Below are 16825 nucleotides of genomic sequence, written 5' to 3'. Positions count from 1 at the left end.
GCCGCCGAAGCCGGACCGGGAGACAGAACCAGGAGAACGGCCGCGAGGAGAACGGCCCACACTTTCGACATGTCCGACGATCATCGCGGCGGATTGTGTGAAACCTGTGTGCGCGAAGGTGTGAGCCGCGCCCGGGATCAGACCGCTTACGATCACCAGCCATGTGCGCGAACGTGCTGGTGGCCGAGGACGACCCGAGACAGGCCGAGGTGCTGCGCCGGTACCTGGAGGCCGAGGGCCACCGCCCCACCATGGTCACCGACGGTGATCAGGCGGTCGCCACGGTACGGGCCGGCGGCATCGATCTGGTGGTCCTGGACGTCCTGATGCCCGCCCTGGACGGCGTGTCCGCCTGCCGGCTGATCCGGGCCCGCTCCGACGTGCCGATCCTGATGCTCACCGCGCTCGGCGAGGACGACGACGTGCTGCTGGGCCTGGACACCGGCGCCGACGACTACGTGACCAAGCCGTACAGCCCCCGGCAGTTGATGGGCCGGATCCGCACCCTGCTGCGCCGCGCCCCGGTGACGCCCCGCAACGTCCGCCGGGCCGGCGGGCTGACCGTGGACCTGGACCGGCACCAGGTCCACCTGGACGGCCGGGAGATCCCCTGCACCCCGGACGAGTTCGGCATCCTGGCCGCGCTCGCCGACGTGCCGGGCCGGGTGTTCAGCCGGGCGCAACTGCTGGGGCACACCGCCGGGCAGGACCGGGAGTCAACCGAGCGCACCATCGACTCGCACGTGAAGAACCTGCGCCGCAAGATCGAGGAGAATCCGCGGCGGCCCCGGCGGCTGCTGGCCGTCTACGGCGTCGGGTACAAGCTGTGCGGGTGACCGTCTGGCGGCGCAGCCTGGTGGTCCGGCTGCTCGCCACCTCGACGGTGATCGCGGTCTGCGCCATCGCGGCCACCGCCTGGCTGGCCGTGCAGACCACCACCCGGACGCTGCGCCAGGAGCAGGGCCAGGAGCTGGCCGACGACCGCGCGCTCTACGACCTGCTGCTCGGGCACGCGGCCACCCACTCCAACTGGGACGGGGTGGCGGCACTGCTGCACACCGGCCGCACCGACCGGCGGTTCACGCTGCTGGCCGGGGACGGCACCCTGATCGCGGAGACCGCGCCGGGCCCGTCGCTGCGGGACGCCCGGCCGTCGGCGCTGATCGACCCGCTGAACGTGGAGCTGAGCATCACCGGCGGCACCGAACGGATCGATCCGCGCGCGGTCGGCCCCTACCGCCTGACCGCCGCCGAGGCCGAGTATTCGCAGGAGCGGACGCTGACCCAGATGTTGTGCCTGCGCAGCAAGGGCTTCGAACGACCGGTCGTCACGCTGCCCAGTGGCCGGGCGGTGGTCCGTGACGAGAATTCCGGGACCTGCGAATTTCCGGTACGCCTGACGCCGACCGAGACCGGCCCGCTGCGCGAGTTGACGGCCGCCACCGCCCGGTGCGCCGGTCTGACCGCGGGCGCCCGGGAGATCTGGTTCGAGCCGGCCGGTTTCGGATTCACCGAGGACGCTCCGGCTCGCGGGCAGCGGCTGCGGGACTGCGCGTTCCAGGCCCGACAGGCGCAGCTCCGGCCGTACGTCGCCCCGGTGGTGTTGCTCTTCGTCACCGACACCGACACCGCCACGCCGCCCGCCTACGACCTGTCCCGGGGCAACCTGACCCGGATCGCGATCGTGACCACCGGTGTCCTGGCCGCCGCGATACTGATCACCGTGCTGGCCGGGCGCCGGCTGGTCCGGCCGCTGAGCCGGCTGACCGAGGCGGCCGTCACCGCCGGTGAGTTCCCGGTCCCGCCGGACGGCCGCCGGGACGAGATCGGCCACCTCGCCGCCGCGCTGCACGACCTGGAGTCGCGCCGGCTCGCGGTGGAACGGCGCCGCCGCGAGATGATCAGCGACGTGGCGCACGAGCTGCGCACCCCGCTGACCACCATGCGCAGCTGGCTGGAGGCCGCCCAGGACGGTCTGACCCCGATCGACCGCCCGCTCGTCGACCTGCTCCTGGACGAGGCGGTGCTGCTGCAGCGGGTGATCAACGATCTGCGGGACCTGGCCGCCGCGGACGCCGGTGACCTGCGTCTGCGCCCGGCCGGCTGCGACATGGCCGAGGTGCTGCGCCAGGTCGCCGACGCGCACCGCGGACCGGCCGCGCAGGCCGGCGTGACCCTGGCCGTCCCGGAGTCGCCGCCGGTGCCGGTCACCGCCGACCCGGACCGGCTGCGCCAGATCCTCGGCAACCTGGTCACCAACGCGGTCCGGCACACCCCGGCCGGCGGCACCGTCACGCTGCGCCCGCTCCCGGACGGCGCCGAGGTGCAGGACACCGGCAGCGGCATCCCGCCGGACGAGCTGCCCCGGATCTTCGACCGGTTCTGGCGCGGCGACGCGTCCCGCAGCCGGGTCACCGGGGGCAGCGGCCTGGGCCTGCCGATCGCCCGGACGCTGGCCCGCGCCCACGGCGGCGATCTGACGGCCCGGAGCACCCCCGGCGCCGGTTCGGTGTTCCGGCTGCTGCTACCGGCCGTCGCGCCAGGAAGGCTGCTGCCACCGGCCGTCGCGCCAGGAGGGCTGCTGCCACCGGCCGCCGGGCCAGGAGGGCTGGCCCTACCGGTCGTCGTGCCAGGAGACCGCGCTGATCCGCCAGCCGGTGGGCGTACGCAGGAAATGGAAGATCTTTGAGCCCTCGCCGGTGAACGCGGTGCCGTCGAGGACGCCGGACTTGGCGTAGCGGCTGGCGCGCTGGGCGATGTCGCCGAAGATCTCGGTGCGGGCGGAGACCTCCCACTCCCGGAAGCCGGTCAGCCGGCCGCCGGTCAGCAGCTCCCGCCGGGGTGCGATGAACGAGTCCACGCCGTAGATCGCCGGTTCGCCGCCCGCCCGGATGATCAGCGCCTCGGGAAGCAGCACCCGGTGCAGGGACGCGGTGGAGTCGCCGCCGGAGACGAACGCGGCGAAGAACGTGTGGACCAGGTCGTCGATCGCCGCGAGATCCGTCATACGAGCACCCTAGCGATAGATTCGCGGGCGTGACGGTGACGAATCAGCCCGGCTGGCTGCCCGCGACCTTCCCGGTGCAACTGGTCGAGGTGACCATGGGTGACCGCAGCGGTTACACCGTGCGGCTGCGGGTGCCGGAGGCCGACGGCTGGCTCGACCCGGTGTTCGCCAGCTCCGCCGGGCGGCTGCCGCTGATGCCGCGGCCGGAGCACGCCACCGCGTTCGCGCTGACCGGCCCGGCACACGATCTACGGGCGGTTCCGGGGTGGGCCGAGCTGGCCGCCTGGATGACCCGGGGTCACCTGCCGCTGCTCGACGAGAACCGCTACGACCTGGGCATCCCGCCGGTGAACCTGGAGATGGACCCGGAGCACTGGCTGCCCGACCTGATCGTCAAGGCCGGTGTGCTGGCGAACGAGCTGATGGTCGCCCTGGACATGGAGGAGATCTTCCCGTACCTCGGTGCCGGTTCGCCGCTCGATCACCTGCACGACGTCCTGCGGCGGGCCGGTGACGGGCCGCGCCGCAGTCACGTCGCCGAGTGGCGGCGGCTGGACCGCGGGCTGATGGCGTCCTCGTGGCAGACCGTCACCGACATGATCGAGGCCCGCCTGATCCGGCACGGCTAGCGTGCCGCCCACGCGGCCCAGAGCCGGGCGTACCGGCCGTCACCGGCCACCAGGTCGGCGTGCGGACCGTTCTCGACGATCCGGCCGTGTTCCATCACGATGATCCGGTCGGCGGCGGCCGCCTGGGTCAGACGATGGGCCACCACCAGCGCGGTACGCCCCCGCAACGCCGCCGTGGCAGCCTCCTCCAGGTCCCGGGCCCCGGCGCTGCCGGCCTCCGCGGTGGCCTCGTCGAGCACCACCACACCGGGGTCGAGCAGCACCACCCGGGCCAGCGCCAACTGCTGGGCGCGGGCCGCGGTCAGCTGATGCCCGCCGTCGCCGACGACGGTGTCCAGGCCGTCCGGCAGCTCCCGCACCCACGGGTACGCGCCGACGCTGGTCAGCGCCGCGATCACCTGCTCGTCGGTGGCACCGGGGCGGGCCAGCCGCAGGTCCTCGGCGAGCGGCCCGGCGAAGACGTGCGTCTCCTGGCTGACGATGGCGATCGTGTCGGCGGGCAGGTCGGCGACCGGCACCCCGCCGATGGTGGCGCTGCCCGCGCCGGGGCGCAGGATGCCGGCGGCCAGCGAGGCGGCGGTGGTCTTGCCCGCGCCGGTGGACCCGACCAGGGCGACCACCTCGCCGGGCGCGACGTGCAGGTCGACACCGTCCAGGACCGGGGTGGTCCCGTCGTAGCTGAAGGTGACGCCGTCGAGCCGCAGGTCCCGGCCGGACGGCGTCGCGGCGGAACCACGGTCCTCGACGTCCATGCCGATCACGCCGACCAGCCGGGCCAGGCTGGCGCCCGCGTCCTGGGCCTTGTCGAACGTGACCATCAGCATGGCGAGCGGGTTGAACAGCCGGTGGAAGAGCAGGGCGGCCGCCGACACCTCACCCACGGTGACCGAGGTGTGGCGTACCAGAAAGAAGCCCGCGATCAGAACCGCGGCCAGACCGGCGAGCTCGGCCCGGTTGATCCGCCCGACGAACCGGGTGTAGAGGGCGAACACCCGGATCGAGATGTCCCGGGCGTGCGCGGACGCACCGGCGATGCCGTCCAGGTGCCGGTCCTCCAGGCGGTACGTGTGAACCGTGCCGGCGCCCTGCATGCTCTCCACGAACAGCTGGGACCGGTCGGCGATCGCGACCCGCTCGGCGGCGTAGGACGGGGCGGCGCGCGGCAGGTACCAGCGCAGGCCGAGCACGTAGAGCGGCACCGCGACCGCGCCGGCCAGGCCGAGACGCCAGTCGATGCCGAGCATCGCGGCGAGGCTGATCACCGCGAGCAGCAGCGCCGAGATCATGCCGGGCAGCACGTCGGCCACCGCCCGGTCGATCGCCGAGATGTCGGCGCCGACCCGGGCCAGCAGGTCGCCGCGGCCGGCCCGGTCGAGGATCTGCGCGGGCAGCCGCAGCGCGGTGGCGACGGTGCGTTCCCGCAGCCCGGCCAGGATGTTCGAGCCGAGACGGCTGATCAGGTAGTTGCCGCACGCGGTCGCCGCGCCCGCGACGATCGAGGCGACCACCACGGTGACGGCGACCGGGACGATGGCGGCGGTGTCACCGCCGGCGTGGATCCGGTCCACGAGCAGCCCCAGCGCGTACGCCGGAACCACCGTCGCGCCGGCCGCCGTCAGCCCGGCGCCGAGCGTGACCAGCCCGGACCAGCACCGGGCCTTGAGTTCGGCGCCCAGCCAGGCCCGGCTCTCGGCGGACGTGGCCACGGGGAGCATCTGCTGGGTCATCGCAGGACCGTCCGTCGGTAGGTGTCGTCGCCCGCGACGAGTGCGGCGTGGGTGCCTTCGGCGGTGACCGTGCCGTCGCCGATCACGACGACCCGGTCGGCGGCGGCCAGCAGGGCGGGACTGCTGGTCAGCACCAGGGTGCCGAACCCGGTGTCCGGTCCGTGCCGCAGCGCGCGGATGCCGTCGGCGATGGCGTGTTCGGTGACCGCGTCCACCGCGGTGGACGGGTCGTGCAGGACCAGCAGCGGTGGCCGGGCCAGCAGGGCACGGGCCAGGGCGACCCGCTGGCGCTGCCCGCCGGAGAGGTTGGCGCCACGTTCCGCGACCGGCGCGTCCACCCCGGCCGGGTGCAGGTCGGCGACCTCGTCGGCGGCGGCCGCGCGCAGCGCCTCGGGCAGCCGGCCGGCGCCGTCGTCGTGGACGTCGATGTTGGAGGCCAGCGTGCCGGTGAACAGATCGGTGCGGTGCGGCTCCACGTGCAACAGACGGCGCGCTTCGGTACGGTCCACCGACTCCAGCCGGACGCCGCCGAGCCTGATGTCGCCGTCGTACCCGTCCGGCACCGCGAGCACCCGCATCAGCGCCTCCGCGTCGGTGGGCCGGCCGGCCACCACACCGACGAACTCCCCCGGCCGTACGTGCAGGTCCAGGCCGTCGAGGGTGCCGTAGACGACCCGGTCCAGCTTCAGTTCGCAGCGCTCGGCACTGGGGTCGGCGGCGCCCTCCGGCAGCGTCAGCCCCGCGTTCAGCACCGACGCCACCCGGCCCGCCGAGGCGCGGGCGGCGGCCACCCAGCTGGGCACCACCGCGAGCGTGCCGAACGGTTCGATCAGGAACTGCGCGGACCCGATCACCGTGATGAACTGCCCGACGGTGATCCGCCCGGTCATCGCGAACCAGCCGGCCGCGATGGCGATCCCACTGGCCAGCAGCATGCTCAGCGCCGTGGAGGCCCCCTGGTAGGCGCTCTGGGTACGGGCCGCGCGCACCGTGGCGTCCAGCGATCGGCGGCTGACCAGCCGGTACCGTTCGGCCGCCGCCCGCTGCCCGCCGAACCCGCGCAGCGGCCGCAGCCCGGTGACCAGATCGGTGGCCAGCGAGGTGGCCCGCCCGGCCTGCTCCTGCTGTTCGGCGACCCGGCGGGCGATCACCGGCCCGGTCCGGTTCAGCACGGCCAGCACGATCGGGGTGGCGACCAGCACGATCAGCCCGAGCGGCGCCGAGATCACCAGCAGGGTGATGGCGCTGACGCCGACGGCCAGCAGGGCGCTGGTGATCCGCGGGATGTGGTCCAGGAAGAACGAGCTGTAGTCGGCGTCGGTGGTAGACACCGACAGCAGTTCCCCGGCGTGCCGGCCGGTCTTCACCCCCCGCGGATGCAGGATCTTCGCGGCCACCTCGACCCGCAGCCGGTGCCCCTCCTCGGCGATGGCGCGTTGCAGATGCCGGGCCCCGTACCGGTAGGTCAGCACCAGGACCAGGAAGTTCAGCACCAGCACCCCGGCCCACACGGCGAGCGCCCACGGATCCCCGGTGCTGACGGCCCGGTCCACGATCACCCCGATGAGCACCGGAACGAGCGCCGCACAGATCTGATAGACCCCGGCCAGCCCGGTCCCGGTCCAGAGGTGCCACCCGTTACGGGCAACCGCCCGCCGCAGAATCGCATTGCCGGGCTCAGCACTGCTGCCCACCAGAGTCTCCCCAACCGAAGATCAAATAAGGCAACCCTAACCTTCGCCGCCGTACGAGGGACAACCGCCTCCGGCCGGTCCCGAAATCTTGACAAAGCTCGATCGGGTCCGGCCATAGTGGGCGATGCCTTTTCGGGTGGCGGCGAAGGTCTGGCAGGATCCGCGACTGGCCTGGCTGCGGGCCGAGATCCTGGACCTCGAGGACGAGCTGAGCAGTGTCGTCAAGCACGCGGACGCCGACGGCGATCTGGCCGGGCGGTACATCCAGCAGGCGCGCGCGGCATGCGACAGACACGACGTGAACTCCGGCTGGACCCACCTCTACCGGGCCCGGCAGGAGCTGGTCCTGCTGTACGACGAGGATCGGCTGCTGATCACCGCCCAGTCCCTGGCCCAGGAGATCGAGGACCCCGGGCGGCTCGTGACCTGGCGGGCCGAGGCCGCCCGCCGCCTGCTGGCCCGGACCGGGTTCCTGCCCGGTTTCGACGGGCCCGCGCCGGGCCTGGAGACGCGCCGCAAGTTCGTGGCCGAGGCGCTGAAACTCCGCAACGACGGCATCTCGAACGACTACTGGCGGCTGGCCATCGTCCGGCACTACCAGACCCTGCTCATCGTCATCGGCGCCCCGATCCTGGTCGTCGTGGTCGTGATGATCTCCAGTGCGGCCAGCGGCTTCCTTCGTGAGTCGTGGATCACCGGGCGGGCGTCCTGCGTGCTCGCGGTCCTGCTGGGCATTCTCGGTGCGGTCACCAGCGCCGCCCAGCGGTCGACCCGGATCCACCGGGAACGGGTCACCGTTCAGCTCGGCTCGTTCACCTCGTCGTTCTCCCGGATCCCGATCGGGGCGGTCGCCGGGCTGACGATCTGGCTGTTCTCGATCGCCACCGCCAGCGCCGCCGGGATCAACTCACCGAACCTGCTGCTGGCCGCGTTCGGTGCCGGGTTCGCCGAACGGCTCGTGGTGCAGGGCAACGACGGGGAACGCTCCGGCGCCGAAGCGCCGGCACCACCGCCCCGCGCCGACGGCACCTGAACGGGCCGTCCGCGCGGGGCGGGCTGTCTGCGAGGAAGGTCAGCCGGCGATGCCGTGGACCTTCGGGACGGTCACGGTGCGCTTCTTGGCGGTTCCGCCGAGGATGATCTTTCGGAGGGCGGTGTTGTTCTTCAGGTTCAGTTCGGAGAGTTTCTTCGCCGGGTTGGCCAGCACCTGGATCCAGTAGGTGCCGTTCGGCAGGTTGGTGATGTCGAAGGACTGGCCGGGACGGTCCTGGCTGTACGTGTCACCGTTGCCCACGTCGAGGACCTCGCGGACCGCCACCACCGTGTTCGCGCCGCACGACGTCTCCAGGGACGTGTTGTCCGGGCGCCACTTCGCCCCGGGGATCGTGTAGTCGACCGCGTCCGTGTTGGCCAGGCAGAACGCCTCCTTGCCGCTGCGGACCGCGAACTTCTTGTCCGCCTTCAGCAGGTTGTACTGGGCGAAGTCGGTGAAGTGCCAGTGCATGTGGCCCTCCCGCGGATCCCATTGCAGGGTGCCCGCCGGACGGGAGCCGACCTGCTTACCCTTGGTGTCGAAGAAGTACTGGTAGGCGTCCATGTAGCCGGTGCCGCTGCGGCGAAAACCGTCGACCACCAGCGGGGACGTGCCGGCGTTCCAGACCGTCGCGCCGAAGTTGACGTACCACTTGCCGTCGGTCCTACCGGTCTTCTCGTTGACACCCTCGGACACCGAGATGCCCCAGGCCGGCAGCGATCGCAGGTCCGGCTTCGGGCCGGCCTTCGGGGCGGCGGCCAGCGTGGTGGGGCGGCTGGCGGCGGCCCGGAACTCGGGCAGGTACGACGACACCTGACGGGACGCGTCGCCCTCACCCTCGTGCCGGTGGGTTCCGGCGGCACGCACGGCCAGGCCCGGGTCCTCGGTGGCGTCCGCCGCGCGTACCGCGGCAAGCTTCTCGTCGTCGATCTTCAGGTCGACCACGTTGACGGTGACCTTGGCAGTGGCCTTGGCCGCCGGGATCGCGAACATCTTGCGGTACTTGGCGGCGATCGTCGCGGTCGCCGTGTACTTGCCGGCCTTCAGCTTCGACAGCCCGGTCGCGGACAGCGGCTGGTCGGCGATCGGCGAGTTCCAGCCGGCCTGCACACCCCAGACCGAGCCGAGGGTGAACGGGTTCTCTCCACCGCAGCGGGTCGGGTACGGGGTCTGCGCCGGGGCGTCGCGCCGGGTCCGGGCCGACGAGTACGAGTTGCCGCAGAACGTCGTCGCATACTTCGCGACCGTCTTGCCGGCCTTGTCGGTGATCGTGATGGTGGTGAAGTTCTTCAGGCCGGAGAAGTCCTTGACCGTCCCGGCCGGAAGCTTGACCTTGACGTTCTTTCCGTTCTTCTTGACGGTACGGGTGGCCACGATCGGCTTGTCGTACGCCGCCCGGGTGGCCCGCACCTCGAACGGATCCTTGCCGGCGATGACGTGCAGGCCCAGATCCAGCGACAGGTAGATCTCCTCGCCGCTGTCGTACCGTTCCGCGGTGACCGTCTTCGCGGCGGCCACGAACGTCAGCGACGGCGGTGCGGCGGCCGCCTCCGCGGCGCCCACCCCGGCCCCGGTGAGCACCAGCGCGCCCACCGCGACCCCGATCACCGGCCAGCGCCGTCGCCGGCGCGGCCCACCCTGCACGTCAACCATCGATTTCCCCCAGGTCTGTTCCGACCGGGTGCTGAACCGCCCCGGTCAGAGCACATCTCACGGCACCCGCTGTGAGATCCCTGTGAAGTGCGCCCGCCCTGGCACAAACCTGGGAGTCAGTCGTCCCATTCGTCGGGGTCGCGGTCCTCGACCGGGACGTCCTCCGGCTCACCGACCCAGGCGGAGAAGACCGGAACCCCGTGCCACGGGCCGTCGATCAGCCGGCGATCGTCCCATCGTTGCTGCGTGGCGACCGCGACGACCGCGTAGGGATGCGCGAATCGCAACTCCGCGATCCGGGACCGGGACGGCTCCTCCGGTGCGGCGCCACCCACCGTCAGGCCGGTCAGCGAGGCCACGTCGAACCCGTTCCGCCCGAACCGGGCCATCGCCGACTGCACCGCCCCGAACTCCACCGCGTCACCGCCCATCTCGGTGCCGGCGAGCAGTGCCCGCGCCGCCGGGCCGAACCCGAGACCCGGGCCGGTCAGGTCGTGCTCGCTCGCGGCGGACCAGCAGGGCAGCACCGCGTCACACCACTCGGAGGAGCCCGCCCACTCACGGATGGTCCACAACGGACTCTCGCCGAGCGGCAGATCGGCCAGCGGCTTGCGCCGGCGGTCCCGGTCGTCGCAGGCGATCTCGTAGGCCGCGGCCAGCACATCCTCCGGCGGGACGTCCCGGCTCGCTGCCACCGACACGACGCGCAATGCGACGCGGGTGTCCGAGGCCTCGGTGGTCGCCACGGCCCGATGCGCGATCACGTCGCCGGCCTGATCGGTTCCGGCCACGAAGGCCTCGTGACCTCGCACCGGCTTGCGCAGCACATGGGTCAGCCGCGACGCCCAGGGGCTGTCCGCGCCGAGAGCCGACGCGGCCGTCACCTCGAACGGAACCTCCCAGCGGACCCGGGCGGCGAGAGCACTGGCCAGCATCACCGGCACCCCGGCCGGGTCACCCGGGAACTTCTCGATCAGCCCGCCGGTGCGTTCCCGCGCCCACCGGTCCAGCCCCGCCGCGTCCGGGATCACCCCGCGCTCGGTCTGCTCCGGCAGCCCGGCATACCGATGCTCCGGATCGACCCCGGCGGCATGCCACATCGCGGTCGCGACCGCCACCAGCGGATGCGGATCGGCCAGCAGCCCGGCGGCCACCTCAGCGGCCACCCCCGGCTCCACCCCGAGCACCGCGGCCAACTCGGCGACGGCCGGATCCGCGTCAGGCTGAGCCGGGGCGGTGGCGGCCGCGGTCAGGGCCAGCAGCAGCCAGGCGCCCAGCGGGGAGGCCACGTGGTGCTCATCGCCCGCTACCCCATGCAGCCGCGCCGCGTAACGGGCCAGCGCCGGAATCCACTTCTCGTCCATGGACCGGAGATCGTAGCCATGTCAGCGCCGCCGTGTCGCCAGGATCAGAACGCCCACCGCCACCCCGATCACCATCAGGACCGGGACGTGGAACATCCGCTCGTGCGGGAGGAACAGGTAGGCCAGGATGCCGCCGACGGCGAACAGCGGCGCCGCCACCCGGCTCGCGACGGCCAGGGCCGGGCGGCCGGCGGAGAGCAGCGCCTGCGGCACGCCCCAGGCCGTGAACGAGGCGGCGAGCAGGGCGGTGACGGCGGTCAGGCCGGCCGCGCTCACCGAGATCTGCAGGGTCAGGTCGGCCATCGCGAACAGCACCGCCACCGCGATGCCACCCAGCGACAGCAGGAACAACTGCCCGCTCAGGTACGCCCCGGGGCGCTGCATCCGGTTGCGGACGGTGTCCTCGGCGAACCGCTGCGGGTCGCCGAACGCCTCGGCCGGGGACTGCCCGGTGGCCAGGCAGTGCGCCCGCACGTCGGCGATGATCGGCTCCGAACCGTAGTAGCCGATCCCCCGGTCGGCCAGGGCGAACCGGGCCGACAACTCCCACTGCTCGAACGTCACCATGGCCGCCTCCGTCGATCGCCTACCGCTCGCTGCTCACCGGAAACGCTACGGCGGCCACCCCCGCACCGCATCGGACCGTGGTTCTAGTCGCCGGTAGTACCGGGGTACTACGCCCGTGGTGGCTCTGGTATCCCTCTAAAGGCAGATAACCGAACGGGGGCATCATGCGATCGCGGGCACTCGACCCACACGGACCCGACGCCGGCCGGTGGTACGCGGCGTTCCGGGCCGGGCTGGTCGCCGGCCGGGAGCAGCCGATGGTGGCGAGCGCCGGCGCCACCCTGACGTCGTTGCGCACCAACGCCACGAACCTGTTGCTGGACCGGCGGCCGTTCGGTGTCTGGGACGGCGACGTGTGTCTCGGCGGCATGATCGTCAACCTGTCCCGTACGGCGAACGCGCACACTGTGGACCTGGAGCTGGCGGTGGCCCCGGAGTTCCGCAATCGCGGCGCCGGCACGGAACTGTTCCGGGCCGCGGTGGACCTGGCCCGCGCCGAGGGCCGCCGGGTGGTCTCCGCCGAGGTCCACGAGCCGGTGGGGACCGGGTTCGCCCTGGACCGGGGCTTCACTATCAAGCTGACCGAGCGCCGCTACCTGCTCGGGATCCCGGCCGCTCCGGTGCCGGCCACCGTCCCGGACGGGTACCGGACCGAGGTCTGGACCGGCCCGGTGGACGCCGCCGTCGCGCCCGGTTTCGCCACGATGCGCACCCTGATGGAACAGGACGTGCCGGTCGGCGACCGTGATCACGAGCCGGAGGTGTTCACCGCCGACCGGGTTCTCGCCGCCGACAAGCGGCTGGCCAACGCCGGCTGGGGCATGGTCACCGCACTGCTGCTGGCCCCGGACGGCACCCCCGCCGGCTACAGCCGGATCCTGGTGGACGGAACGAAAGAGGTGGACAACGGGAAGGAGGACGCCCTGCAGGACGACACGTTCGTGCTCGGCGCGCACCGCGGCCGGCGTCTGGGCGCGGTCCTCAAGTCCGCCGCCCTGGCCCGTCTGGAAGCGGACTTCCCCACGGTCCGCCACCTGCACACCTGGACCGCGGACGGCAACGACGCGATGATCGCCACCAACCTCCGTTTCGGGTTCCGCCCGGTCGAGACGACACACACCGTGGAAGCCACCGTCTAACGTGACATTCGTGGATCTTCTGGTGGTGGGTGGCAGCGGTCTCCTCGGTCGGGAGATCACCCGGCAGGCACGGCTGGCGGGCGCCCGGGTGGGCGCGACGTTCCACCATCGGGGCGGCGGGGTCGCCGGGGTGGCGTGGGAGCCGCTGGACATCCGGAACCGGGCCGAGGTGACGGCGCTGATCCGCCGCTGCCGCCCGGCGACCGTGGTCAACACGGCGTTCCAGCAGTCCGACTGGGTGACCACCGCGGACGGGGCGGCTCACGTGGCGGCCGCCGCGGCGGCGATCGGGGCCCGTCTGGTGCACGTCTCCAGCGACGCGGTGTTCTCCGGGCAGAGGGAGAGCTACGGCGAGGCCGTCCCACCGGACCCGACCACCGCGTACGGCGCGGCCAAGGCGGCGGCGGAGACCGCGGTCCGGGGCATCGACCCCGGCGCCGTCGTCGCCCGCACCTCGCTGATCATCGGTGGCGGCGACTCCCAGCACGAGAAGTTCGTGTCGGCGCTCGCCTCCGGCACCACCTCGGGCGTGCTGTTCACCGACGACATCAGGTGCCCGGTGCACGTCAGCGATCTGGCGTCCGCCCTGCTGGAGCTGGCCCGGTCCCGTTACGCGGGCCCGCACCACGTAGCCGGCGCCGATCCGATCAGCCGCCACGAGCTGGGCACCCTGATCGCCCGCCGGGACGGCCTCGACGACTCCCGGTTGCCGGGCGGGCTGCGGGCCGAGCTGGGCCCGGCCGGACCGCTGGACGTACGCCTGGACTGCACGGTCACGCAGTCCCGGCTGGCCACCCGGTTGCGGGGTGCCCGCGAGTTCCTCACGCGCACCCCGCTCGAATCGGCGCCGGATCAGTACCTCAGCGAGCTCAGGTACCGGTAACCGGCCTTGGCGCTGTCCAGGGCCTGCGCCGGGGTGCGGGGTGCGGTGCCCGCGTCGTCGCGCTCGACCACGAACTCGACCAGCCCGGCCTCCTTGGCCCGGCGGAAGATCCGCTTGAAGTCGATCAGGCCGGTGCCGACGTCGGCGAAGGCGCTGCTGAAGTCCAGGTCCTTGACGTGCACCTGCTTGATCCGGTTGCGGTGCTTCTCGATCAGGTCGACCGGGTCGGCGGCGCCGCGCCACGCCCAGTAGAGGTCGACCTCCAGGTGCACCAGACGGGAGTCGGTGTAGCTGGTGAGGATGTCGAAACCGGTCCGGTCGCCGCCGTCCTGGCGGGCGAACTCGTTGTGGTGGTTGTGGTAGCCGAGGCTGAGCCCGGCCCGGCGGGCGAGTTCCCCGGCCTTGTTGAGGTCGGCGGCGAACGCCTTGTAGACGGAGCTGTCCCGGACCGGTCCGGTCGCGGTGGCCCCGAAGTAGGGGTGGACGATGAACTTGTTGCCGACGATCGCGGCGTCCTCGAGGCTCTTCTTCCAGGTCTCGGCGTTCCACGGCTGCGGGATGGCGACGTGCCCGCTGGTGGCCCGGAGCCCGGCGTTCTTGAGGGCGGCGGTGAACTGGGCGGCGGTCCGCCCGACGAATCCGGCGTGCTCGATCCGGGTGTAACCTATCGCCGCCAGTTCGGTGAAGGTGGTCTCCAGGTTGATGGCGAGCTGGTTGCGCAGCGTGTAGAGCTGGACGCTGATCTGGTCCTTCGGAACCCGGCCGGACGAGCCGTGCCGGCCGCCCCCGGCCTGGGCCTGCGAGCCGATGGCGGTGGTGGCGACCGCACCGGCGGCCGCGGCCCCGAGCAGATGACGGCGACTGAGTTCAGGCATGGTGTTACCTCCCGGAGAGAACTGGTTGGTGGGTGACCGAGGTCCAGGCGGAGCTGTCGTCGGCCGATCTCAGGACCGCGTCCAGGACCAGCTGGACCTGGAGGGCGTCGGCGAACGACGGGGCGATGTCGCCGCCGGTCGCGATCGCCTCGATCAGGTCGCGGGCCTGGTGGGTGAAGGCGTGCTCGTAACCGAGGCCGTGGCCGGGCGGCCACCAGCCGGCCAGGTACGGGTGATCAGGTTCGGTCACCAGGATCCGGGTGAAGCCCTGCTGGGTGGACGCGGCGGTGGCGTCGTAGAACTCGAGTTCGTTCATCCGCTCGAAGTCGAACGCCAGTGACCCCCGGGAGCCGTTGATCTCGACCCGGAGCGCGTTCCGGCGCCCGGTGGCGAACCGGGTGGCCTCGTAGGTGGCGATCGCCCCGCCGTCCAGCCGGGCCAGGAACAGCGCCGCGTCGTCGACGGTGACCTGAGCGAACCCGCCGGTGGTGACCGGGCGCTGTTTGACGAACGTCTCGGTCAGCGCGGACACCCCGCTGATGAGCTGGCCGGTGACGTACTGGGTCAGGTCGATGATGTGCGCGCCGATGTCGCCGAGCGCCCCCGATCCGGCCTTCTCCTTGTCCAGGCGCCAGACCATCGGCGCCGCCGGGTCGGCGATCCAGTCCTGCAGGTACGCGGCGCGGATGTGCCGGATCTCGCCGATCCGGCCGCCGGCCACCATCTGCCGCATCAGGCCGGCCGCCGGCACCCGCCGGTAGTTGAAGCCGCACATCGACCGGCCGGTGGCGACGGCTGCGGCGTCCGCCATCCGCCGGGCCTCGTCGATCGTGTTCGCGAGGGGTTTCTCGCAGAGGACGTGTTTGCCGGCTTCCAGGGCGGCGATCGCGATCTCGGCGTGGCTGTCGCCGGGGGTGCAGATGTCGATCAGGTCGATGTCGTCCCGGCTGATCAGGGTGCGCCAGTCGGTGGTGTGCCCGTCCCAGCCGAGCCGGGCGGCCGCCGCGGCGACCCGGGTCTCGTCCCGTCCGGCGACCACCGCCATCCGGGCCTGGCGGGGCAGGTCGTACACCCGGTTCACGGTGCGCCACGCCTGGGAGTGCGCGGCGCCCATGAACGCGTGCCCGACCATGCCGATCCGCATCAGAATCCGAACTTGAGGTAGTCGGCCGCGTTGTCCTTGGTGATCGTCTCCGAGGACAGCACGATCTCCTTGGGCACCTGGAGTTCGACCAGGTCGCCGAGGCCCTTGCCCTGGCCGATCAGCCGGGCGAGGGAGATCGCCGACGAGGCCATCGACGGGCTGTAGGTGACGGTCGCCTTCAGCGGCGAGTCGTCGGCCTGGATCGCCTCGATGGCCTGCTTGGAGCCGGCGCCACCCACCATGATCATTTCTTTGCGGTTCGCCTGGTTGAGCGCGGCGAGCACGCCGATGCCCTGGTCGTCGTCGTGGTTCCAGAGGGCGTCGATCTTCGGCAGGGCCTGCAGCAACTGGGAGGCCTCCTGCTGGCCGGAGTCCACGGTGAACCGGGCGGCCCGCCGGTTGGCGACGGTGAACCCGGCCGCGGTCAGGGTGTCCGAGAAGCCCTTGGACCGGGTCTGGGTCAGCTCCAGCTCGTCCATCCCGGCGATCTCGCCGATCACCGGGGCGGCGACGCCCTTCGCCTTCATCTGCTCGATCACGTAGTTGGCGGCGGCCACGCCCATCCCGTAGTTGTCGCCGAGGACCTGGGTGCGGTAGGCGCGGCGGTCCGGGAAGGCCCGGTCCAGGTTGACCACCTGCACCCCGGCGGTCATCGCTTCCAGACCGAAGGAGTTCAGTTCCTTGCCGTCGTGCGGGAGCAGCACGATCACGTTCGGTTTCTGCGCCAGCAGGGTGGACAACGCGGCCCGCTGGGCGGCGGCGTCCGAACCGGACTCGACCGACTTGAACTCCACGTCGGAGAAGGTCGCGGCCTGGGCCTTCGCGTTGGTGGTGATGGCGGCGAGCCAGCCGTGGTCGGCGGCCGGGGCGGAGAAGCCGATGACCACCTTCTCGCCGGGTGCCGCGTTGCCGCCGGCCGCCGCGTCCACGGCCTTGGTCTGTGCCGCGGTCGGTGCGGCCTCGTTGCTGGTACAGGCGGTGAGCAGGGCGCCCGCGCCCACCGCGGCGCCACCGAACAGCAGTCCTCGACGGTTGATACTCGCCATGATCGGCTCCGGTTCTCGAAAAAAGGGTGTGCGGAACCCGGCAGCCGTCGGCGTGACGGTCGCC

General features: G+C 72.2%; 15 protein-coding genes. 6 read left to right on the top strand and 9 right to left on the bottom strand.

Annotation, left to right across the window (positions count from 1 at the left end; translation table 11 throughout):
- Positions 1-161 precede the first annotated feature (161 nt).
- On the top strand, positions 162-836 hold the full coding sequence (locus Aco03nite_RS24830) for a response regulator (protein ID WP_203798381.1): 675 nt from the start codon (positions 162-164) through the stop codon (positions 834-836).
- Entirely contained in the window at positions 833-2689 is a 1857-nt protein-coding gene (locus Aco03nite_RS24825) for a HAMP domain-containing sensor histidine kinase (RefSeq protein ID WP_239145402.1), read from the top strand. The genes Aco03nite_RS24830 and Aco03nite_RS24825 overlap by 4 nt, the downstream gene beginning before the upstream one ends.
- Here Aco03nite_RS24825 and Aco03nite_RS24820 read toward each other — a convergent pair.
- Positions 2615-3007 carry a DUF4440 domain-containing protein gene (locus tag Aco03nite_RS24820; protein WP_203798377.1) on the bottom strand — a complete coding sequence of 131 codons (393 nt, stop codon included), beginning with the start codon at positions 3005-3007 and terminating at the stop codon, positions 2615-2617. The genes Aco03nite_RS24825 and Aco03nite_RS24820 overlap by 75 nt on opposite strands.
- 29 nt (positions 3008-3036) lie before the next feature.
- Between Aco03nite_RS24820 and Aco03nite_RS24815 the strand changes: the two genes are divergently transcribed.
- Positions 3037-3636: a SatS C-terminal domain-containing protein gene (locus Aco03nite_RS24815; protein WP_203798375.1), complete on the top strand. Its 600-nt coding sequence runs from the start codon at positions 3037-3039 to the stop codon at positions 3634-3636.
- Here Aco03nite_RS24815 and Aco03nite_RS24810 read toward each other — a convergent pair.
- Both Aco03nite_RS24810 and Aco03nite_RS24805 read right to left on the bottom strand, forming a co-directional pair.
- Positions 3633-5363, bottom strand: a complete 1731-nt coding sequence (locus tag Aco03nite_RS24810; protein ID WP_203798373.1) for an ABC transporter ATP-binding protein — start codon at positions 5361-5363, stop codon at positions 3633-3635. The two genes, Aco03nite_RS24815 and Aco03nite_RS24810, sit on opposite strands and share 4 nt — an antisense overlap.
- Positions 5360-7057, bottom strand: a complete 1698-nt coding sequence (locus Aco03nite_RS24805) for an ABC transporter ATP-binding protein (protein ID WP_203798370.1) — start codon at positions 7055-7057, stop codon at positions 5360-5362. The genes Aco03nite_RS24810 and Aco03nite_RS24805 overlap by 4 nt, the downstream gene beginning before the upstream one ends.
- Positions 7058-7181: 124 nt before the next feature.
- Between Aco03nite_RS24805 and Aco03nite_RS24800 the strand changes: the two genes are divergently transcribed.
- On the top strand, positions 7182-8090 hold the full coding sequence (locus Aco03nite_RS24800) for a hypothetical protein (RefSeq protein ID WP_203798368.1): 909 nt from the start codon (positions 7182-7184) through the stop codon (positions 8088-8090).
- 39 nt (positions 8091-8129) lie between these two features.
- Here Aco03nite_RS24800 and Aco03nite_RS24795 read toward each other — a convergent pair whose 3' ends face one another.
- From Aco03nite_RS24795 to Aco03nite_RS24785, 3 genes are all read right to left on the bottom strand, one after another.
- Positions 8130-9743: a lysyl oxidase family protein gene (locus Aco03nite_RS24795; RefSeq protein ID WP_203798366.1), complete on the bottom strand. Its 1614-nt coding sequence runs from the start codon at positions 9741-9743 to the stop codon at positions 8130-8132.
- Between the two features lie 116 nt (positions 9744-9859).
- Entirely contained in the window at positions 9860-11107 is a 1248-nt protein-coding gene (locus Aco03nite_RS24790) for a hypothetical protein (RefSeq protein ID WP_203798363.1), read from the bottom strand.
- Positions 11108-11128: 21 nt separating this feature from the next.
- A complete protein-coding gene (locus Aco03nite_RS24785) occupies positions 11129-11674 on the bottom strand; it encodes a hypothetical protein (protein WP_203798361.1) in 546 nt (181 codons plus the stop codon).
- Between the two features lie 164 nt (positions 11675-11838).
- Here Aco03nite_RS24785 and Aco03nite_RS24780 point away from each other — a divergent pair, with 164 nt between their 5' ends.
- The gene (locus Aco03nite_RS24780; protein ID WP_203798359.1) at positions 11839-12813 is read left to right on the top strand and encodes a GNAT family N-acetyltransferase; all 975 of its coding nucleotides are present in this window, start codon (positions 11839-11841) and stop codon (positions 12811-12813) included.
- 10 nt (positions 12814-12823) lie between these two features.
- Entirely contained in the window at positions 12824-13696 is an 873-nt protein-coding gene (locus Aco03nite_RS24775; protein WP_203798356.1) for a sugar nucleotide-binding protein, read from the top strand.
- On the opposite strand, the gene Aco03nite_RS24770 is transcribed toward Aco03nite_RS24775, so the two are convergent.
- Genes Aco03nite_RS24770 through Aco03nite_RS24760 form a run of 3 tightly spaced genes read right to left on the bottom strand, consistent with a single transcriptional unit; the run spans position 13666 to position 16761 of the window.
- A complete protein-coding gene (locus Aco03nite_RS24770) occupies positions 13666-14571 on the bottom strand; it encodes a sugar phosphate isomerase/epimerase family protein (protein WP_203798353.1) in 906 nt (301 codons plus the stop codon). The two genes, Aco03nite_RS24775 and Aco03nite_RS24770, sit on opposite strands and share 31 nt — an antisense overlap.
- Positions 14572-14575: 4 nt before the next feature.
- Complete coding sequence (locus Aco03nite_RS24765) at positions 14576-15715, bottom strand: Gfo/Idh/MocA family protein (RefSeq protein WP_203798351.1); 1140 nt, start codon at positions 15713-15715, stop codon at positions 14576-14578.
- Positions 15715-16761 carry a substrate-binding domain-containing protein gene (locus Aco03nite_RS24760; RefSeq protein ID WP_203798349.1) on the bottom strand — a complete coding sequence of 349 codons (1047 nt, stop codon included), beginning with the start codon at positions 16759-16761 and terminating at the stop codon, positions 15715-15717. Before Aco03nite_RS24760 ends, Aco03nite_RS24765 begins: the two co-directional genes overlap by 1 nt.
- Between the last annotated feature and the right edge of the window lie 64 nt (positions 16762-16825).

Source organism: Actinoplanes couchii, assembly GCF_016862075.1.
In the GTDB taxonomy this organism is placed as follows: domain Bacteria; phylum Actinomycetota; class Actinomycetes; order Mycobacteriales; family Micromonosporaceae; genus Actinoplanes; species Actinoplanes couchii.
The sequence above is the reverse complement of the archived record's forward strand: the minus strand, read 5'-3'. Positions and strand labels throughout refer to the sequence as shown.